The 19080-nt window shown below is 52.4% G+C and carries 14 protein-coding genes; 2 read left to right on the top strand and 12 right to left on the bottom strand.

The features are described 5' to 3' along the window. Positions 1-15: 15 nt before the first annotated feature. The 6 genes from ABDW13_RS01830 to ABDW13_RS01805 form a co-directional block, all read right to left on the bottom strand. On the bottom strand, positions 16-633 hold the full coding sequence (locus ABDW13_RS01830; RefSeq protein WP_343550698.1) for a hypothetical protein: 618 nt from the start codon (positions 631-633) through the stop codon (positions 16-18). Continuing rightward, positions 620-2044 (bottom strand): integrase family protein, encoded by a 1425-nt coding sequence (locus ABDW13_RS01825; RefSeq protein ID WP_343550697.1) that lies wholly within the window; start codon positions 2042-2044, stop codon positions 620-622. The genes ABDW13_RS01830 and ABDW13_RS01825 overlap by 14 nt, the downstream gene beginning before the upstream one ends. Before the next feature lie 322 nt (positions 2045-2366). Then, positions 2367-3071, bottom strand: a complete 705-nt coding sequence (locus tag ABDW13_RS01820) for an MgtC/SapB family protein (RefSeq protein WP_343550696.1) — start codon at positions 3069-3071, stop codon at positions 2367-2369. A 341-nt stretch (positions 3072-3412) separates the two neighbouring features. Next, positions 3413-5236, bottom strand: a complete 1824-nt coding sequence (locus ABDW13_RS01815) for a TolC family protein (protein ID WP_343550695.1) — start codon at positions 5234-5236, stop codon at positions 3413-3415. A gap of 5 nt (positions 5237-5241) precedes the next feature. Beyond that, positions 5242-6483, bottom strand: a complete 1242-nt coding sequence (locus ABDW13_RS01810) for an HlyD family type I secretion periplasmic adaptor subunit (protein WP_343550694.1) — start codon at positions 6481-6483, stop codon at positions 5242-5244. After that, a complete protein-coding gene (locus tag ABDW13_RS01805; protein ID WP_343550693.1) occupies positions 6480-8792 on the bottom strand; it encodes a type I secretion system permease/ATPase in 2313 nt (770 codons plus the stop codon). The genes ABDW13_RS01810 and ABDW13_RS01805 overlap by 4 nt, the downstream gene beginning before the upstream one ends. A gap of 258 nt (positions 8793-9050) precedes the next feature. Between ABDW13_RS01805 and ddlA the strand changes: the two genes are divergently transcribed. Continuing rightward, complete coding sequence (gene ddlA, locus ABDW13_RS01800) at positions 9051-10145, top strand: D-alanine--D-alanine ligase (protein ID WP_343550692.1); 1095 nt, start codon at positions 9051-9053, stop codon at positions 10143-10145. 19 nt (positions 10146-10164) lie between these two features. On the opposite strand, the gene ABDW13_RS01795 is transcribed toward ddlA, so the two are convergent. The 3 genes from ABDW13_RS01795 to ABDW13_RS01785 form a co-directional block, all read right to left on the bottom strand. Next, a complete protein-coding gene (locus ABDW13_RS01795) occupies positions 10165-11589 on the bottom strand; it encodes a diguanylate cyclase (protein WP_343550691.1) in 1425 nt (474 codons plus the stop codon). Between the two features lie 288 nt (positions 11590-11877). Next, positions 11878-13359, bottom strand: coding sequence for a SulP family inorganic anion transporter (locus ABDW13_RS01790; RefSeq protein WP_343550690.1), 1482 nt, complete (start codon positions 13357-13359; stop codon positions 11878-11880). A 688-nt stretch (positions 13360-14047) separates the two neighbouring features. Continuing rightward, on the bottom strand, positions 14048-14857 hold the full coding sequence (locus ABDW13_RS01785; RefSeq protein ID WP_343550689.1) for a 5'-nucleotidase, lipoprotein e(P4) family: 810 nt from the start codon (positions 14855-14857) through the stop codon (positions 14048-14050). Positions 14858-14965: 108 nt separating this feature from the next. Between ABDW13_RS01785 and ABDW13_RS01780 the strand changes: the two genes are divergently transcribed. Continuing rightward, a complete protein-coding gene (locus ABDW13_RS01780) occupies positions 14966-15688 on the top strand; it encodes a polyphenol oxidase family protein (protein ID WP_343550688.1) in 723 nt (240 codons plus the stop codon). 28 nt (positions 15689-15716) lie between these two features. On the opposite strand, the gene ABDW13_RS01775 is transcribed toward ABDW13_RS01780, so the two are convergent. The 3 genes from ABDW13_RS01775 to idnD all read right to left on the bottom strand — a co-directional run bounded on the left by ABDW13_RS01775 (position 15717) and on the right by idnD (position 18922). Next, positions 15717-17036, bottom strand: a complete 1320-nt coding sequence (locus ABDW13_RS01775) for a gluconate:H+ symporter (RefSeq protein ID WP_343550687.1) — start codon at positions 17034-17036, stop codon at positions 15717-15719. Between the two features lie 80 nt (positions 17037-17116). Further along, a complete protein-coding gene (idnO, locus tag ABDW13_RS01770; protein WP_343550686.1) occupies positions 17117-17881 on the bottom strand; it encodes a gluconate 5-dehydrogenase in 765 nt (254 codons plus the stop codon). 9 nt (positions 17882-17890) lie between these two features. Then, positions 17891-18922: an L-idonate 5-dehydrogenase gene (gene idnD, locus ABDW13_RS01765; protein ID WP_343550685.1), complete on the bottom strand. Its 1032-nt coding sequence runs from the start codon at positions 18920-18922 to the stop codon at positions 17891-17893. Between the last annotated feature and the right edge of the window lie 158 nt (positions 18923-19080).

The raw sequence follows: 19080 nt of genomic DNA, 5'->3' as shown, positions 1-19080 counted from the left end.
AGAGATCACAGCATGCTATGATCCCTGATCTTCAATATCACTTGGAATTACCAAATTAAAGGTAAGGCTCCTGTCTGTTCTATATTCAATCGGCCTCAAATTCTCGTTTTTGATCCACCTTTTGATGCTGATATCACTAATCTTATGTGGCCCGAATTTTTTCTTTATCTTAACAATCATCTGCCCTTGAGATGCATGCGGATATTTTCCCCATGTTGCTATAATAATTTTAACAACAACATCATGTAATGGATGTCTAGGCTCACTAGCTTTTACACTTCTGCGCGACTTAGCTCGCTTATCTAATTCATTTTCAACAACTTGAGGAAAATCAGATAGCAGTATTTTCATTCTTGCAGTAACTTCAGCTAGTCGTAATGCCATAACTTGATGCCCCAAAAGGCTAAAAAAAAATTTTGCATGAAACAATGTCTTTTCATGTTCACTAGTATTTTCAGGGTATGTGAACTCATCTGAAAAATCTGCCAATTTTTCCAACAGCTCTTTTTCATTTTCTACAATACTAATAGGTCCCTTCATTCTGAAATTATTGAGCTTGCCGAGTTTTTCGTAATCATCGCTAAGTGTTGAAAAGAAAGGTTCAATCAAATACGCATACTCATTTTCGCTCATTAACCATCTCCTCATTTTCAGGATTAAGTATTGAAAAAAGTAATTCACGCTTCTCACCTTCGCTCATTCTGCTTAAAGCTGATATGAGTCGATTATCCAGCCCACCAGCCTTCTCAACCAGCCCTGCATGCTCCAAGATCGTCTGCTCAATCTTCTTCGCTGGCTCTTGCAGTTCATCAGCGGAGAAATGCAGATAACCCTGCGTTACATCAGCGCTACGCAATGTGCGGTGGTTCATCAGCCGTTTGAGGATGTACGAGCCAACCCCGGTTAACTCAGCAACGCTACCAAAGGTGCGGCGGGCATCATGGCAGGTGAATTCGATGGGATGTTCGGTGCCATCTTTACCCGTTTCAGCCGTGATCAGGTTGATGATCCGGCGTGGTTCTTGAATCATCCCGCCCTTGGCTCCTGCGAATACATAGCGCTCATTGCCTTTGCGCTGCTTCTTGCGGCGGTCAAAAATCTGGTAGAGCGTATTGGTTATGGGTAGCTCAAGCGGATCACCGTTCTTAGTCTCATCGATCCAGAAATAGCGACCGCTAAGATTGACGCGCGACCACTCCAAACCGAAGACTTCTGAACGACGTAAGCCTGTAAACAGAGCCACATCCAGCGCATCGCAGACCGCAACAGCAAAAACGTCTTTGATAGAAAGCGAATACTGTCGAACTACATCGACGGAAGAGAGCCAGCGGGCAAGCTCGTTGTTACGAATGCGGCTAGTGCGGCGATGGGTGCCATGCCATTTGCGCTTGCTGCTCAGCACCATTGTGGGCGGATCAGGCAATAAGCATTTGCCCTCAGCATCGCGGTAGTGATCGTGTGAATAGCGATAAACAGCACGCAGCGCTCGCGCCCATAAATCAGCCTGGGCTTTGCTTCCGCTTGCTACGCGAGAACGACTTGGTGTGTCTCCAAACCAAACACTTCCTTCTGTTATCGCTTTATGGCGAGTTTCAACTCGAGTCCTATCGATTGAAGCCAACGGCTTACCGAACCAGTCCTTTGAGAAGTTTTGGAGAATGGATTTGTATTGCTTCGCCGTAGTGGCTTTCAGCCGATCACCACGGGATTTGATGTATTGCTCGAATGCTTCAGATAGCGTTACGACCGCTCTTGCGCTTTCTCGTCGCCCTTCGTTTGGATTTTTGCGCGTAGAGGCAACTTCACCGATGGCATGTGATGCCAGGTCGCGGGCTTGATCAACAGTTAGGTCGGGAAACTTACCAAGGGTTACCCGGAAGAATTTACCGTCACGCTTTCGGGTAACGCAGAAGCTTTTAGCACCCGCAGCCGTAACACGCAGGCGAAGACCATTAACAACGCTATCGGCATACTCTTCGCGCTTACCTTCTGGAGCGGGCAATAACTGCCCAATTGCGGCTTTGGTAAATCTAAAAGTCTTCACGTCGTTACCTGAAAAATTGCTCTGTGGGGATACTCTGGGGATTCCGGGATACCCCGGGGATTCCGTAAATAGGTCATTTTAGGTAAGTATAGTGATATACCAACACCCGTCAAACCCCCGCCATTACTGACTTTTCCATAAACGTGACACATAGGTAATTATTGGATCTGAAACTCATAATCGCTTGGTCGCTGGTTCAAACCCAGCAGGGGCCACCAAATTTAGTGATTGAATTCATAAAATTAAGCCACCCATCTCATAGGTGGCTTTTTTGTTTAGGCGATAAAGTGGCGATGAAATGTCGCACCAGCCGCTACTACATTCACTCGCGTTCCATTTCGCTTACCTGCCAGCGCACTGAACTCACTCCTTTCTCCAGGCTAATGCGGCTGACCAGGCTTTCAAGCTGATCGGTCAAGGTTGGGTTGCCAATCACTTCGGCGTTCACTTCCATGCGATGCGGCGGATTCATGTCTTCACTGTGCAGTGATTGCAGGCGCAGGCCGCTGCTGCCCAAGGTGTGCAACATCAAGCTGCGTACTTGTACTTCATCTTGCGCGAGGCAGATGATTTGTACTTTGTAATGTTGAACCACTTCCGCTGGTGAGACGATGGTTTGGCGATTGATGCCAAGCGCCAGTTCGCGCAGCAGAATGTTGGCGCACAGAATAACCATGCAGCCAATCGCTGCCTCCAGCAGTAATCCCATGCTGCACAACACGCCAATCGCAGCAGTGCACCACAGCGTTGCGGCTGTGTTTAATCCACGGATATTGAGACCATCACGCATGATCACGCCACCGCCGAGAAATCCGATACCGGAAACAACATAAGCTGCTACGCGTGAGGCATCGGCCGCTATGCCTGGCACACTTTGCGTCATCAGAACAAAAAGACAAGCGCCTGTGCTCACCAGCGCATTAGTGCGAAGTCCCGTCATGCGTTGGCGGAGTTGACGTTCACAACCAATCAGCGCGCCCAAAACCAGCGCGACAGTGACGCGCAGTAAGAAAATTTTCCAATCCATAATAAAATCCTCAATCCGCAGAGCTAAATATGCGGAAAAACGAGTTAAATAAATGGATTACAGACAGTGCCAATACCGCCACTCATTGGCAGCATTTCGCTAAAGCAAAGGGGGAAATTCTGGAGGGAAATCCACCGTCTTAACGTGCAGCTAAGACAGCGTGTAGGCTATCTTACCGCGAGGTCCTGCTGTAATCGTTCGGGACTTGTGTCCAATTTTTGATCCTCTTGAGTAAAATTCGCCGCGATTCTAAAACTTTTGCCGCGGTTTAACCAACCACAAAATTCATTTCGTTTAAGCTGGGTTCAGCACATAGAAAAACCCGCCGAAGCGGGTTTTAATCAACGCCCTGTCGTCAACCAACGACTAAACGTTCCTGAGTTAGCGTAGCCGCTAATGATGGCGGCGTAGCTATCGAAGCGGTTGGTCACTTCACTGACCTGGTTGTTGTACAAATCGCTTTCCGCGCTCAGCACATCCAGTAATGAACGGCGTCCTAAGTGATACCACTGATCGAAGAAATCTTTGCGAATACGATCAGATTCCACAATCAGACTCTTATACAGCACCGCACGTTCCGCTGTTGAATGCGCATTCTGGCTGGCTGCACGTACGCGATTCTCTAAATCACGGCGCTGCTCTTGCACCTGCTGACGGCTGGCTTCTGCACGCTTTATTGCAGCTATTTCTTGGGCATTGGTTGAACCGCCGCGGAATAATCCCCAACTGACGTTCAAGCCGGTTTGCCATGCTTGCTGTCGCCCGAGTTGATCTTCTCGTGTGTTTTTATTCACCGTCCAGTTGAGTTTTGGCAAACCAGAAGCCTTGATAGCTTCCGCTTCCTTGAAGGCTGCGCGTTCTTCTGCGCTGGCACGCAAGATCAGCGGGTGCACGTCCAGGCTGGTTAACTGGTGATCAAGATTGCCAAAAGATAATGCCCATTTATCGCTGGCAGGCAATGTAACACGGCTATCGCCCATCAAACGATTGAGGGTAATTTCCACATCACGTGCGCGAGATTCCGCATTTTCCAGGTAGCTTTGTGCTTGCAACAAGCGCCCCTTTGCCTGGGTCAATTCGCTGCGACGCCCAGTATCCGATTGCACAATGCCGCTCAGCATTTTGGTCAACTGCGCCATACGCGCTAAATATTGTTTGCTTATATCAATCACATGCTGCTGCTTATTCCATTCGATCAAAGCATTACTGACCTGCATCGCCAGATCTTCACGCTGCGCCTGGACTGATTGCTGTGCTGAAGTGACTCGCTCTTCACGGCTCTCAATGGTGCGGCTGGTTTGACCAAAATCGATCAGGTTAGTGGCAACAGAAATGCCTAATGATGGTGTATTACCCTGATATTCATAATTTTTTGTTCCCTTTCCAAACTCTTTAGTCGCTGAAGATGCGCTGACATCAACCTGCGGCCAGCGTTGCCCTTTGGCTTCATCAACGCTCGCTTCCGCTGCATCGCCCTGCGCAATGTAGGATTTCAGCGCCGGGCTAATCCGCCAGGTGATGTGTGCCGCCGTGAGTAACTTTTGGCGAATTTCACTTTCTGCGACGGTTTCATTCACCGTACCGCTCAATGTCACCGGCGAACTTTTAACGGCTTCTTCGGCCGCTAGCGGGCTGGCGTAATTGAAATTAGGCTCTTCACTCGGTGCTGGTGCAGAAATCACCGTTTGTGTCGGAGATGGCTGATTAACACGCTGTACGGGATTAAACGGCTGAGGCGCTGGACGTCGCTGCTCCTCAGTCAGGAACCCGCCACCTTGCACCTCGGCAGGTTGAATTGGCCGCGGATTAGCAGGAGCCACTTGCTCCACCAGCGGGTTGCGTGGCGGAGCGGCAGTAACCGGGGCTGGTGCAGGCACAGAAGGCTGAGCAAACACTGGCGCTGGTCGTTCAGCATAAATCGGCTGCTGCGCCGGTGCTGAAACCACCGGGCGGGCAATCGTTGGAGCGGATTGAATACGCGTCGGCGCAACGGGCACTGAAGCTGGAGGCACCGGACGCTGGCCGCTCATCTCAGCAAACATCATCAATTCATTGGTCGAATTTGCCATTACGCTGATTGCCGGAGCCATCACCACCGCGACACAAACGGCGAGCGCAGAGAGTCGACGCGCCTGTGTGTGGCGCACCTTGTTATTATTTTTCATGATTATTAACGCTCGCGGAATGCTTCTTTGGCTTTCAGGACCGGCTTCAGCAGGTAATCGAGAATGGTTTTTTCACCCGTGCGCACTTCAACGGTAGCGATCATGCCGGGAATAATCGGCAGATCTTTATTACCCGCATGTAGCGTGCTTTTATCGGTCAGGATCAGCACGCGATAGTAGGTATCATCCGGGCGCCCACTGGCCGCTTTCTGATCGTCTTTCAAGGTATCCGGACTGATGTACTCAACATGTCCATCAAGGCCACCGTAAATCGCAAAATCATAGGCAGTGATCTTAACCTTGGCGGGTAAACCAGGCCGCAAGAACGCCACATCGGAAGGACGGATCTTGCCTTCCACCAGCAGTTGTTCTTCCAGCGGCACAATCTCCAGAATGTGTTCGCCCGGCTGGATAACGCCGCCAATGGTGTTAACGCGTACGTTTTTCACCGTGCCGCGCACCGGCGCATTAATGGTGGTGCGATCAACGATATCTGCGCGGCCAATCAGGTTTTCACTGACCTGGCTGAGCTCCAACTCCATGCGCCCTAATTCACCATTTGCCTCGGATTGATAACGGTTACGACGCTCTACAATCTGTGCCTGAATATCATTCGCCTGGCGCTGCATACGCAGCAGTTCGACTTCTGATAACAAACCTTTCGCTGCCAACGGTTCGGCCAAATTAATTTCGCGCATCGACAACGCGTAACTGCGCTGTAATGAGGTTACGCTGTCATTGAGTGCACGCTTGCGCGCTTCATAAGCTTTAGTTTCCTGCTGTACAACCGCCGGATCGCTTTTCACTTGCTCATCAAATACCAGCGGCTGTGCGTAAGCTTCGGCACGCAAACGCGAAATGCTGGCTTTTAGGCCGACTACTTTGCTGAGCACTTCGCGATAGCTCGATTGCGCACGCGTTGGATCGATTTTCAGCAGCACATCACCGCGATCCACCACCGTACCTTCCCGCACATTCATTTCCGCCAGGATGCCGCCTTCCAGACTTTGGATAACCTGCTCGCGACTGCGTGAAATGACTTTGCCATCACCTTTAGTGATCTCCTCGACGCGGGCGTAATTGGCCCACGTAATGCCAACACCTAATACGGCGATGATGATCCACATCACCAACTTGGAACCAGGCGTGGTTTGCGACAGAAGAGAAGCCTGCACATCATTCATAAATTCGGCATCAGCAGCGGAAAGACCTTTCTCACTTTTACGCCATGGCATTAATTTGCTCATACTGCAGCCTCCTCTGTCGCAGCATTAGCGGGCGCTGTCGCCGCTAACGCATCATTCGCCGGTTCTGGCGCTCGCACCGGTTGCTCTACCGCTTGGCGTGGTTGCTGGCGCGCCTTATTTTTTCCTTCCAGCGCTGCCAGCACCTGATCTTTCGGGCCATCAGCGACCACTTTTCCTTCTTCCACCACGATAATGCGATCAACCAACGCCAGAATTGATGGACGATGGGTAACAACAATCAGCGTGTGTCCTTCGCTAGCGCGGCGTAAGTGCGCAAGGAACTGGTTTTCAGTCATGCTGTCCATCGCGCTGGTAGGTTCATCCATCAGCAGAACTTTAGGGCGCGTCAGCAATGTGCGAGCCAGTGAAACCAGTTGACGCTGACCGCCGGATAAACCTTCACCGCCTTCACCGACCGTCAGGTTGATGCCGCTTGGATGGCGCGCCGCAACATGATCTAAACCTGTCAGGTTCAGTACGCGCAGCAGTTCGTTGGCGGTGGCATCTGGACGGCCAATCATTACGTTTTCGCGCAGCGTGCCGTAAAACAGACGCGCATCCTGACCCACGAAGCCGACGGTCTTGCGCCAATCCGCTGGGTCGATCTGGTTTACATCCAAACCATCGGCGGAAATCTGGCCTTTAACCGGCTGATACAGACGCGCCATCACACGCAGCAAAGTCGATTTGCCGCTGCCGATACGCCCCAGAATCGCTACGCGTTCTCCGGCTTTAATATTCAGGGAGATATCTTTGAGGATCTCTGGATTGGGCTTCATCGGCGGTGCCGGATACGAGAAGTTGACGTTGGTCAGCGAGATCTGGCCGCTCAATGGCGGATCGGTGAGATAGGTTTTACTGCTATCGCGATCGACTGGCATTTCCATCAGCTTGTTCAATGAGGTCAACGCGGCTTTGGCTTGTTGATAACGTACCGCTAAGCCAATCACCTGACCCAACGGGCCCGTTGCACGGCTGGCAAGCATGACGGTAGCGATCATCGCACCCATGGTGAACGTACCTTCGTTGATCAGATACACACCGGCCACCACCAGCATCACCGTTTGGAATTGTTGCAGGAACGTCACCACGCCAGTTGCCAGCGTCGAGTAGCGCTTGGATTTCATTGAGTTCGCTGATTGCAGTGCGCTGAAGTTTTCCCAACGACGCTGCATGTGCGCTTCTCCGCCCACCGCTTTCAGGGTTTCCATGCCCTCAACAGATTCGATCAGCACACCTTGCTTTAATGACGCATCGCGCAGGTTCTCTTTCATGATGCGTGCCAGCGGCCACTGGATCGCCGCACTGACAATGATGATCATCGGGATCATCATCAACGGAATGATCGCCAACGGACCGCTAATAAAGAAGATCACGCCAACAAACATCAGGATGAACGGCAGATCAGAGATCGCCGCCAGTGTGGCGGACGCCACGAAATCGCGCACCGATTCATATTCTCGAATCTGGTTGGCGAAGGTACCGGATGAAGCGGGTTTGTGTTCCATCTGAATCGAAAGCGCCTGACGGAATAGCATGCTACCGAGTACCAAATCCGCCTTTTTACCGGCCATATCCAGCAAGTGCGCTCGAACGAAACGGGTAATCGCTTCAAAAATCATCGCGATGGTGACGCCAATCGCTAATGACCACAGCGTCACAAACGCCTGGTTTGGCACCACGCGGTCATACACGTTCATGGTGAAAAAGATGCTGGAAAGCGCCAATACGTTGATCAGCACCGCTGCAATCGCCGCGCTGCGGTAATAACGGCGGTAACGCCACAGCGTGGTGAACAGCCAATGTCCTTTGACTTCCGGCAGCATTTCGCTGGCGCGTTCGTCGACCACCGCAGCGGGTTTTGCCAGCACGGCAAAGCCTGCGTAGATCTCATTTAGCTCTGCGAGACTCAATTCGACAGCTTCTGCACTGACCTCTGGCATCACCAGCTGGAAACGCAGTTCGCGCTGGTTTTCCTCATTAGTGTGGATGCGACGCGACAGCACAATGCAGCCGCCGCCATTTTTGCGCAGCAGAATCATCGGCATTAATTGTTCAGGAAGATCCTGCAAGCGGCGCTCCACCATGCCGCCGGTTATGCCTGCATTCTCCAGTGCCGTCATGGCTTGTGAAGGTGATAACAATGTCGCTTTAGGCAAACCTGCCACCAGCGCTTCTTCGCTTTTCTCGCGTTTGTAGTGTTTGCAGATCCAAGCCACGCTTTTCAGCAGCGTGTCATCCACCGTGGTTTCAATACGAGCAACAGAACGCGCATCCTGCTCCACAGCATCCTGCTTCTGGTCGACCATTTCCCGACTCCTGTAAACCTGACAAAAAAACGGTGAGCGCATTGCCCACCGTTGAACCTGTTTGAATTGGGAAAATTCTGACAGAAGGCAGGTTTCAAGCCGTCCAAGACTTGTCTCAAACGGTGTTCACTATTTGTTTAACAGCATGTTTAAAGGCGCGAGATAGCGCTTTGGGGCGGAGAAAATTGCGCGGCTGTTGATGCTTGTCCTGGGCGTGATATCTTACTCGCTCGCTTGATAGCAATCGGACAAATAACAATGGCAAAACAGCGTGTAGGAATCGTGTTTGGTGGGAAATCGGCCGAGCATGAAGTGTCATTACAATCAGCCAAAAATATCCTTGAAGCCATTGATAAGAGCAAATTCGAGGTGGTGTTGCTGGGGATTGATAAACAGGGCGAATGGCATCTGAATGATGCATCAGGTTTCTTACTCAACGCTGAGAATCCGAAGCTGATTGCGCTTAATCGTTCTGGTGAAAATGTTGCATTGGTGCCCGGCAGCGCGTCGCAGCAGTTGATCACCCGCCAACAAGCACAACCCTTGTCGCAACTGGATGTCATTTTCCCTATCGTGCACGGCACGTTGGGTGAAGATGGTTCACTGCAAGGTTTGTTGCGCATGGCCAATCTGCCGTTTGTCGGCTCCGACGTGCTCGGTTCCGCCGTTAGCATGGATAAAGATTTCACCAAACGTTTGCTGCGCGATGCCGGATTGAACGTGGCACCGTGGCTAAGCGTCACTCAGGCGCAACGTGCACAGGTGGATGCACAAGCGGTGATTGACCGCTTCGGACTGCCGCTGTTTATCAAGCCGGCCAATCAGGGCTCTTCGGTTGGCGTGAGTAAAGTGGATAGTCTGGATGCGTTCGATGCCGCGCTGGATCTCGCTTTCACTTTTGATCGCAAAGTCTTGATCGAGCAAGGGATTAAAGGCCGCGAGATCGAGTGTGCGGTGCTGGGTAATGATGCCCCAGAAGCCAGTCCGTGCGGCGAAGTGGTGGTGCACGATGCGTTCTACTCATACGACACCAAATACATCAGCGAAAGCGGTGCGCAAGTGGTGGTGCCAGCGGCGATAAGCGATAAAGCCAGCGCGGCAATTCGCGCCGTGGCGATTCGCGCATTTCAGGCGCTGGAGTGCTTTGGCATGGCGCGTGTCGATGTGTTCCTGACCGAATCAGGCGAGATTATCGTCAATGAAGTGAATACCTTACCGGGCTTCACCAACATCAGCATGTATCCAAAGTTATGGCAGGCAGCGGGCCTTAGCTACAGCGATCTGATCACCCGCCTGATTGAGCTGGCGCAGCAGCGCCATCAGCAAGCCAGCCAGCTTAAAAGCAGCGTGTGATGTAATAGCATGGCGTGGTTTAGGCCACGTCATGCATGATGTTGCGCGGTTCCATTGCCGGTGAAGTTTGGTTGCGGCCATTACGTTTGGCGAGATAAAGATTTTTATCCGCCGCCGAGACCAAACGGTTGATCACGCTCGGCCATTCGCGCTCGCTCAGCGCGCTGCCGCGCGCCAAACCTAAGCTGGCGGTCACTGTCACGGTGTTGCCCTGGATCCAGAATTTCTCTTTCACCATCGCTTGCCGCACCATCTCGGCGAGGTTGTATAACTGGCCGTGATTGTAGTCAAACACCACCACCACAAACTCTTCGCCGCCAAAGCGGCACACCATGCCGCGGTTGCCCACCACTTGCTGAATACGACGCGCAATCTCTTCCAGCACGCCATCGCCGGCATCATGGCCAAAGTTGTCGTTAATGGCTTTGAAATAGTCGACATCTAGCATCACTACGCCCGCTTCACGTTGCAGTGAAAAAGGCTCGTTCTTTAGGCTTTCATATAAGCCAGAGCGTGACAGCAGCTGGGTGAGAAAATCAAAATTGGCACGTAACGCCAGGCGATGATTGAGCTGGCGAATCGCGTCCATGCTCACCGCCACCAGCAACGGGCTGAGCGCGACGGTCGCCACGCCAAGTCGTGCCGAGGTGAGATGGCTGATTGGCAGCAGCGCATCGTCGCCCTGAATGTTCATCACGCCGTGCGAAACCAGTACGATCTCGGTGATGCCGGTGATCAGGATTACCAGGCTGGTGAGCGGAATCGGTAATACAATCGCGCACCAGATTAAGGCCGGAACCGGGAACGTCAGGCTGCCAGCACCACCAATCATCGCCCCAACAATCAACGACAGCACCACCGCTGCCAACGGCAGCAATTTGCCGGGATGGCGCAAGATGCGCGGTGAAACCGTACGTAACGGACGCGCCAGCATCACCGGTAGCAGCATCAGCGACGTGGAGAACTGCTCGCTAAACCAATCGCCCCACGCAACAATGAAACGCGCATTGAAATCAATATCCTGCGCCCACGCGCCCCAGGTGGCGCAGGCTGCGGCCGCGAGAAAACAGGCCGGGAAAATGCGCATCGCATTAAACACTTGGCTATTGGCCGACGGGCGTTGCAGATGTTTGATCAGCATGCTGACCGCAACGAGGATAAACAGAATATTGGCGAAGTTAACCGTAAACGCGGGCAGCGCCCAGCCGGAAAATACTGTGTCGTTAAAAATCATCGCACTGAAGCACACCAAATAGCTCGAGGTGGTATGCAGATGCGGATTACGCACGATTAAACCGGCAACCAATGCATTCACCGGCCAGAACAGCGAGAACTCTTGCGGAATGCGTAAGTGGCTGCCAATAAAGCAGAAAAATAGCGTGATGAAGAACAGCGTGAGGGCATTCTTTTTAAAATTATTCTCTTCAAACAGCATAACGCGCATACGTCTGAACCCTGTAACCTGGAAATAGCTGCCATCAGCCATTGGCATCAGCAAGCATTAAACCTGAAATCACCTCACGATGATTCGGTAATTAAGCGAGTGTTCGTCATCCTACTCTGCGGCTGGACGGCGCTTAATCTGCCATGAAAGCAGAATCGGAGCCAAGTGGCATTGTGGAAACGCCAGAGATTGAGGATAAAACGTGCGGCAATTATGCCCTGCAAATAAAAAAATCGGCTATCCGAGATATCCGATTTTTAGCTTGAAAACGTGTTTTCCAGTCGAGACTTATTGCAATTTAACCGCAGCGGGCCATCGACTTAGGCGAATTCCGCGTTGTGGCGCATTTTCACCAAAGTCCTTCAGCACCGCTTTGACATCGGGATCCATGTAATCCGCATTGTTGTTATCGACCACCACCACGCTGTTTTCTGGAATTTCTGCCAGCAGACCCTGCAGTTTAGGGTTGTGCATAAAGGTCAGATTCTGTTTCAGGCGCAGCACGTAGTGATCGTCATGGCGCGTGAGCTGCAAGGCATTGCGATGGCTTTTATAGATGCTGCACAGAATCTGGGTAGCGATGCCCAAGCCGATGCCCGCTAACATGCCCAACACGATGATGCCGCCGATGGTGGCAAGGAACGGCACATACTGCTGCGGCCCCATGCGTATTTGCTCGACGAACAATCGCGGCGTCGCCAGTTTGTAGCCGGTATACAACAGCACTGCCGCCAGGCTCGCCAGTGGAATGGCGTTGAGCAGATTGCTGAACCACAAACCGCAGATCAGCAGTAGCACGCCATGCAGCAAAATAGATAATTTGGTCTGTGCCCCCACGCTGACATTCACGGAGCTGCGCACGATCACCGCCGTAATCGGCATCGCACCGAGAAAACCGGCGGTTAGATTACCGATGCCTTGGGCAAACATCTCTTTGTTTGGCGAGGGCGCAGGATGTTGCGGACGCAGCTTTTTCAGCGCTTCCTGGCTGAGCAATGTTTCGAGGCTTGCCACCAACGCCAGAGTGATCGCAACAACCCACACTTGTGGATTTTGCCATGCTAGCCAATCTGGCGTTTCAAGCTCGGCGACTACTGCAGACAGGCTATCGAACGCTGGCAGCGTAATGCGCGGCAAACCTTCTGCCAGCATCGGCAGCAGGCGATCACCAAACACCGTGGCGGCACAGCCGAGCAATACCGCCACCAATGGCCCAGGAATCCAACTCAAGGCTTTCACCGCTTTGATCAGCGGCGTGGTCCACAACCATAAAACCAGCAAACCCACGCCAGCCACCAGCATGGCGCTGACAGAGAATTGAAATTCGCCATTGACCAGTGAAATCAGTTCAGCATCGCCTGCCGCGCCGAATGCGACCGGAATCTGCTGCATGATCAGCAGCAGGCCAATCGCCGCCAGCATGCCTTTAATCACGCTGCTAGGCACCAGAGCGATGAAACGCCCCGCGCGCAGTAAGCCGAAAACACACTGCAATATGCCCGCCAAAATCAAGGCGGTAAGAAAAGCGGAGAAACTGCCCAAGGTAGCAATAGAAGCCACCACGATGGTGACCAATCCCGCGGCAGGTCCGCTAACGGCAAAACGTGATGGGCTCAGCGAGGTGACCAACAGGCCGCCAATGACACCAGTAAGCAAACCGGCAAAAGGCGGCAATCCGCTGGCTTGAGCAATCCCCAAACACAGCGGCAAGGCGACCAAAAAAACCACCAGGCCGGCAGGAATATCCTGACGCAGCGTATTTAAATTCATGTTTACGTTTCCTTTGCATATCGAGCAACATCAAATTGGTGCTTACCGCACGGCAAAGCTCCGCTGCGATTATTCGCTAATAAGGTTTTAGGTATCGCCACAATAATCTTTTGTTAGCGCGCGGAAATAACGCTTTCCGGCTAATAGCGCTGCGAATTGGCGTATTGATACCGAGACACTGCGCGAGAAAGAAGAGCCCCCTCACATAAATTGTTTATAGACGCTAATGCATAGAGTTGCACCAGGCCTATATCCGCAAGCGGAAACATGCCTTACTTTGTAAATTAAGGTTTAGTAACTGCATGATTTATGTAAAGTTATTTAAGCAGGACGCCATTAACAAACACGAGTAAAAGCCAATAATAACAATCAGGTAATCCCATTATTTAATCATCCATTCTCAATGCCATTACAAAACAATACACATAATATTTTCAAGCCTATTAGTTGGATGAATAAATTAAACCTTTTGTGTTGGGATGATTCTTAATTATAAAATTTATGATTGGCGTGATTAACTGCCTGATAAGGCAATTGGCGAAATTATTCACTGAACGCACCGGGTAAAATAAGAGAGAGATAATGAAATTAATAAGGGGAATAATAATAACCGTAAAAAGTAAATTACCGTGGCCCTGAAATCAAAATTACAGCGCCCGCAGGTGCAGGCGCTAATTCGCTTGACGAATTATTTACCGTTCCACGCTTTCATACGTTCTTCACGCACTTGCAACTGCTGCTGTGGCGTCAGTTTGTTGTAGTTTTCCGCCATGCCACTTTCCCAATCGCCATACAGTGGATTGGGCAGCACGATAAATTGGGTACCGAAACGTTGGTGATTGAGGCTGACGAACTGCTGACGCTGCGCGTTACCCTGATGCCAGGTGGCGCCGCCAAAATCATTTAGGTTGTCACCCACGTACAGCACCACGTTGTAACCGGCATTTTTCACCGCATCAAAGCGCTCTTGCTTGTTGGAATTGCCGGTACTGAGACGTACGGTTTTATCGCTGACGCCGCTGAAGCCCAATTTATTCAGGTTCTCCACTGTCGCGGCATAGTCTTTTTGATCGCGGTTGGAGATATAGAACATGGTGCCGCCGTGGCTGTTGACGTAATTGGCAAACTCCACTGCGCCGGGCACTGCGGTCGCCTGTCGTGCCTGGGTCCACGCTGACCAGCTCTTACCCGAGAAAGCCTTGCCATTTTTCGCCTGCCACGCACTGTACGCGCTGTTGTCGATCATGGTTTCATCAAGATCGACAATCACTGCTTTGGGTTTTCCCGCCAGCGATGGTGCCTGATCAAACGCCATGCGCGCGGTGTTAAATGCCTGCCAGCTCAGCGCCTGATACTCGCCGGATTGCTGGAACCAATTCACTGCCAAAACCGATTGCTGACTGAGTTGCTGCTGAGCCTGCTCCTTTGCAGGTTGTGCACAACCCGACAGAGCCAACGCCATGAGGCCGGACGCTGCCAGCAAGGTGGTGTTTTTCATCATTTCATCCTTAAGTGATTATGGTCAGTTTGTGTAAAGCTTTAAAAATGTAGCAGTTAACGTAAGCTGTGGGCACAAGAATGCTGCCGTCAGTTAGAGGAGACACTTATGGCTCAGCACGAACAGCGCGGTCCTCGTTCAGCGCTGCTGGATGGATTTTCATGGCTGGAGTACGCGTTTCAGCCCGCAGGTCAGCCGGTTCCAGCCGCTGCGGCGTATGGCCAACAACGTCATAGCGCCAATGTGGTATTGGCGAGTCAAAATCTGCCGCCGAAGAGTTGTGAATCCGATGGCGTGATCGGGGAAAACGGTCTTCCCGTGGCGGTTTATACCGCAGATTGCTTGCCGGTGTTGTTTGCCGATCCACAACAACATCAAGTGGCGGCGGTACATGCGGGATTGCAAGGTACGTTAGGCGGCGTGTTGAATAGCGCTATCGATCGTCTAGTCGAGCGCGGGGCGCGCTATGAAACGCTGCGTGTAGCGATTGGGCCAGCCATCGGTCCGTGTTGTTACGAGCTCGGCAAGGATCGGATTGCGCACATGCAGGATCGCGACGATCTGCCACCGCTGCGCTGGTCAACTGAGCAGCCGCACAATGCGCAAGCCATTCGACCGCAGGCGCGTGCGCAACAGGAAGGCATTTGGTTCGATCTGCCACAACTGGCACGGGGATTATTGTTACAGCGCGGGCTTCTGGCGGAACATATTGAAGTGCTGGGCGTGTGTACCTATTGCATGGCGGAATCGCAATCCAGCTATCGCTACAACACCCATTTTGACAGCGGCTACCAATCGCGCTTTTCGTGGATTCGCAGCCTTGAGGAATAGCTTCACTTCCCTGTGAAGCCTGCGCGGTTTAGTGAATAACCGCGTTGAGCGCCAGCACGCCAGCTAAGCCCAGCACCGAGATCAGTGTTTCCATCACCGTCCAGGTTTTCAGGGTTTCGACCACGCTGAGGTTGAAATAGCCTTTAAACAACCAGAAACCTGGATCGTTGACGTGCGAAGCGATCACGCTACCCGAACCGACCGCCAGCACCATCAAAGCCGGATCGGCATGAGTGGCCGCGATGATCGGCGTCACGATGCCTGCGGTGGTGATCGCCGCCACCGTGGCTGAACCCAACGCCACGCGCAGCATTGCCGCTACCGTCCAGCACATCAACAGCGGCGACAAGGACGATCCTTTCATCATATCGGCGATGTAATTACCCACGCCGCTGTCCACCAGCACCTGCTTGAATGCGCCGCCGCCAGCAATGATGAAGATGATCATGGCAATCGCGGCAATCGACTCGCCGCACATATCCATTACTTCTTCCATCTTGCGACCGTTACGCAGACCAAGCGTGAGTACCGCAATCACCACCGCGATGAATAGCGCCACGGCTGGATTGCCGACAAACTCAAAGAACTGACGCAACGGGTTTTCTTTTGGCGTGGTCAGCTCAAACACCGCGGCAATCGCCATCAGCACCACCGGGATGACGGCAGCAAAGATGCTGATCCAGAAACCTGGCATCTCATGTTCTTCAAAGATTTTCGGGTTATACAATCCTTCCGGCGGTGATTTCTCAAAACTCTTCAGGAACTTAGAGAAAATCGGACCGGCGATGATCACCGTAGGAATGGTGATAATCATGCCGTACAGCAGCGTGGTACCGAGATTGGCACCAAAGATGGTGGCAATCGCCGTTGGACCGGGGTGCGGCGGCAGGAAGCAGTGCGTAACGGACAACGCCGCCACCATCGGTACACCCACATACAACAGCGGCAAACCTGATGCGGCAACGATGGTGAACACCAGCGGCAACAGCAGCACGAAGCCGACTTCGTAGAACATCGCCAGGCCGACGATCAATCCGGTCAACACCAGCGCCCATTGCAGCCGCTCTTTACCGAAAGCGGCGATCAGCGTGGTGGCAACGCGTTGCGCCGCGCCGGTATCCGACACCAGCCGCCCGAGCATGGCACCAAAGCCGAGAATCATCGCCAGACTACCTAAGGTTGAGCCGATACCTTTTTGAATCGAGGCCATAACATTCAGTGGCGTCATGCCTTCGGCAATCCCGACCACCGCAGAAACAAACACCAATGCGATAAAGCCATTGATTTTAAATACAATCATTAACACCAGCAGCAGTATCACACCCAGCACAATGATGGTTATTGGCATTTTTTATTATCCTTTTTGAATACAGAGGGGTGCTTAAGGTTTAGGCGCGGCCTGGCGATAATGCCAGCCGCGCCATGGCATTACACGGCGACGCGCATGCCACCATCAACGAACAGCAGATGTCCGTTGACGAAGTTCGACGCACCCGATGCAAGGAATACCGCCGCACCAATCAGCTCTTCCGGCTTGCCCCAGCGCGCGGCAGGCGTGCGTTTCGTCAGCCAGCCAGTAAAGGCTGGATCGTCCGCCAGCGCTTGCGTCATCTCCGTAACGAAATAGCCTGGCGCAATCGCGTTGACCTGAATGTTATGGCGTGCCAATTCCACACACATGCCGCGCGTCAGCATAGTGACAGCGCCTTTTGATGCGGCATAGGGCGTGATGGTGTCGCGGCCCAACTCGCTCTGCATCGAACCGATATTGATGATTTTGCCCTGTTGGCGCTCGACCATCTTTTTCGCCACCGTTTGCGATACCAGGAACACCGCGGTTTGGTTTACCGCAATCACGTCATTCCAGTCTTGCTCCGGAAATTCGAGGAAAGGACGACGGCGCTGAATGCCTGCGTTGTTCACCAGCACATCAATCGCGCCCCACTCGGCTTCAATCTCGTCTATCGCCTGCTTAACCTGGTCGGATTTCGTCACATCAAAGGCTTTAGCATGGGCGCGCAGTCCTAATTCACGCAGTTGTGCCGCGCCCTTTTCAGCCCCTTCTGGCGTCGTGGCGTTAACGATCACTTCAGCTCCGGCTTCTGCCAAGCCACGCGCTAATAAAAATCCAATGCCACGCGCCGAACCGGTGAGCAGTACACGTTTACCTTCGAGGGAAAATAACTGATTCATCACAACTCCTTAAAAGGTCAACTGGACTTTGGCGGCCTGGGTTTTATCACCGGCAAATTGCAGCGCGGCATCGATGTCCTGCAAGGCATACTCGCCGCTAAACAGCGGCAACGGATTCACCACGCCGGTTGCCAGCCACTCAACTGCAGTATTGAATTCATGAGTGAAACGGAAGGAACCGACCAGATTAATCTCTTTGGCGATCAACGCCATGATCGGGAAGTCAGGAATGGTGCCGCCCATGCCAACCTGCACCAGCGTGCCTTTGGCGCACACCACATCAAGGCAACGCTGCAAGGAGGAAGGATGTCCAGAAGCTTCAAATGCCACATCGAAATAGCCTTTGTCGGCGAGATACGGCGAGAAATCGCCGTTGGCAGCATGGATCACATCAGTGGCGCCCATTTGTTGCGCCATCGCCAGCGAACGCTCGCTGATATCGCTGCACACGATCGACGCCGCACCGCGCGCTTTTGCCGCTGCCGCAATCAAGCAACCAATCGGGCCGACGCCAGAGATAAACACGTGTTTGCCGGTGAGATCACCTGCCTGCTGCGTGGCGTGGATGCACACGGCAAGCGGTTCCGCAAACACCATTACCGTTTCATCGGCATCCTGCGGGAACGGCACACATTGTACGCTATCCACCACTTTGTACTGGGTGAAGCCGCCATCAACGTGTGGAACATACATCGCGCTGCCGAAGAAACGCATTGAGGTGCACTGGTTTTCCTGTCCGCGCTGGCAATATTTGCACTCGCCGCAAGGCTTAGAAGGATTAACGGCGACTTTTTGCTTGGGCTGCAAATTTGGGTTATCGCTTTCCACCACGTAACCAATCACTTCATGACCGAGGATCATCGGCATTTTTATTTCAAAACTGCCGACTTTGCCTTCCTGGTAATAGTGCAGATCCGAACCGCAGATGCCGCCACGTGTGATGCGTACCAACGTTCCTTTGCCATCCCACTTCACTTGCTGCTGTGCGACGCTGACTTGTTTTTTTCCGGTGATCACACCGGATTGCGTGTCGATATTCATAACTTCCCCATTTATGGTGATGCAATGGGGGCTATGAAAGCGGGATATGCAGCTTGAAACTGTGACGAACATCACTCAAAAATATGTTACGGCGGAGCTGTTACTGGGAACGTGATGTGTGCGAGGCAGAAAGGGAAAGTGTTGGTGAATGGGTCACC

This window comes from Pantoea sp. (assembly GCF_039594315.1).
GTDB lineage: Bacteria > Pseudomonadota > Gammaproteobacteria > Enterobacterales > Enterobacteriaceae > Pantoea.
This window is presented reverse-complemented; position numbering and strand designations above follow the sequence as displayed.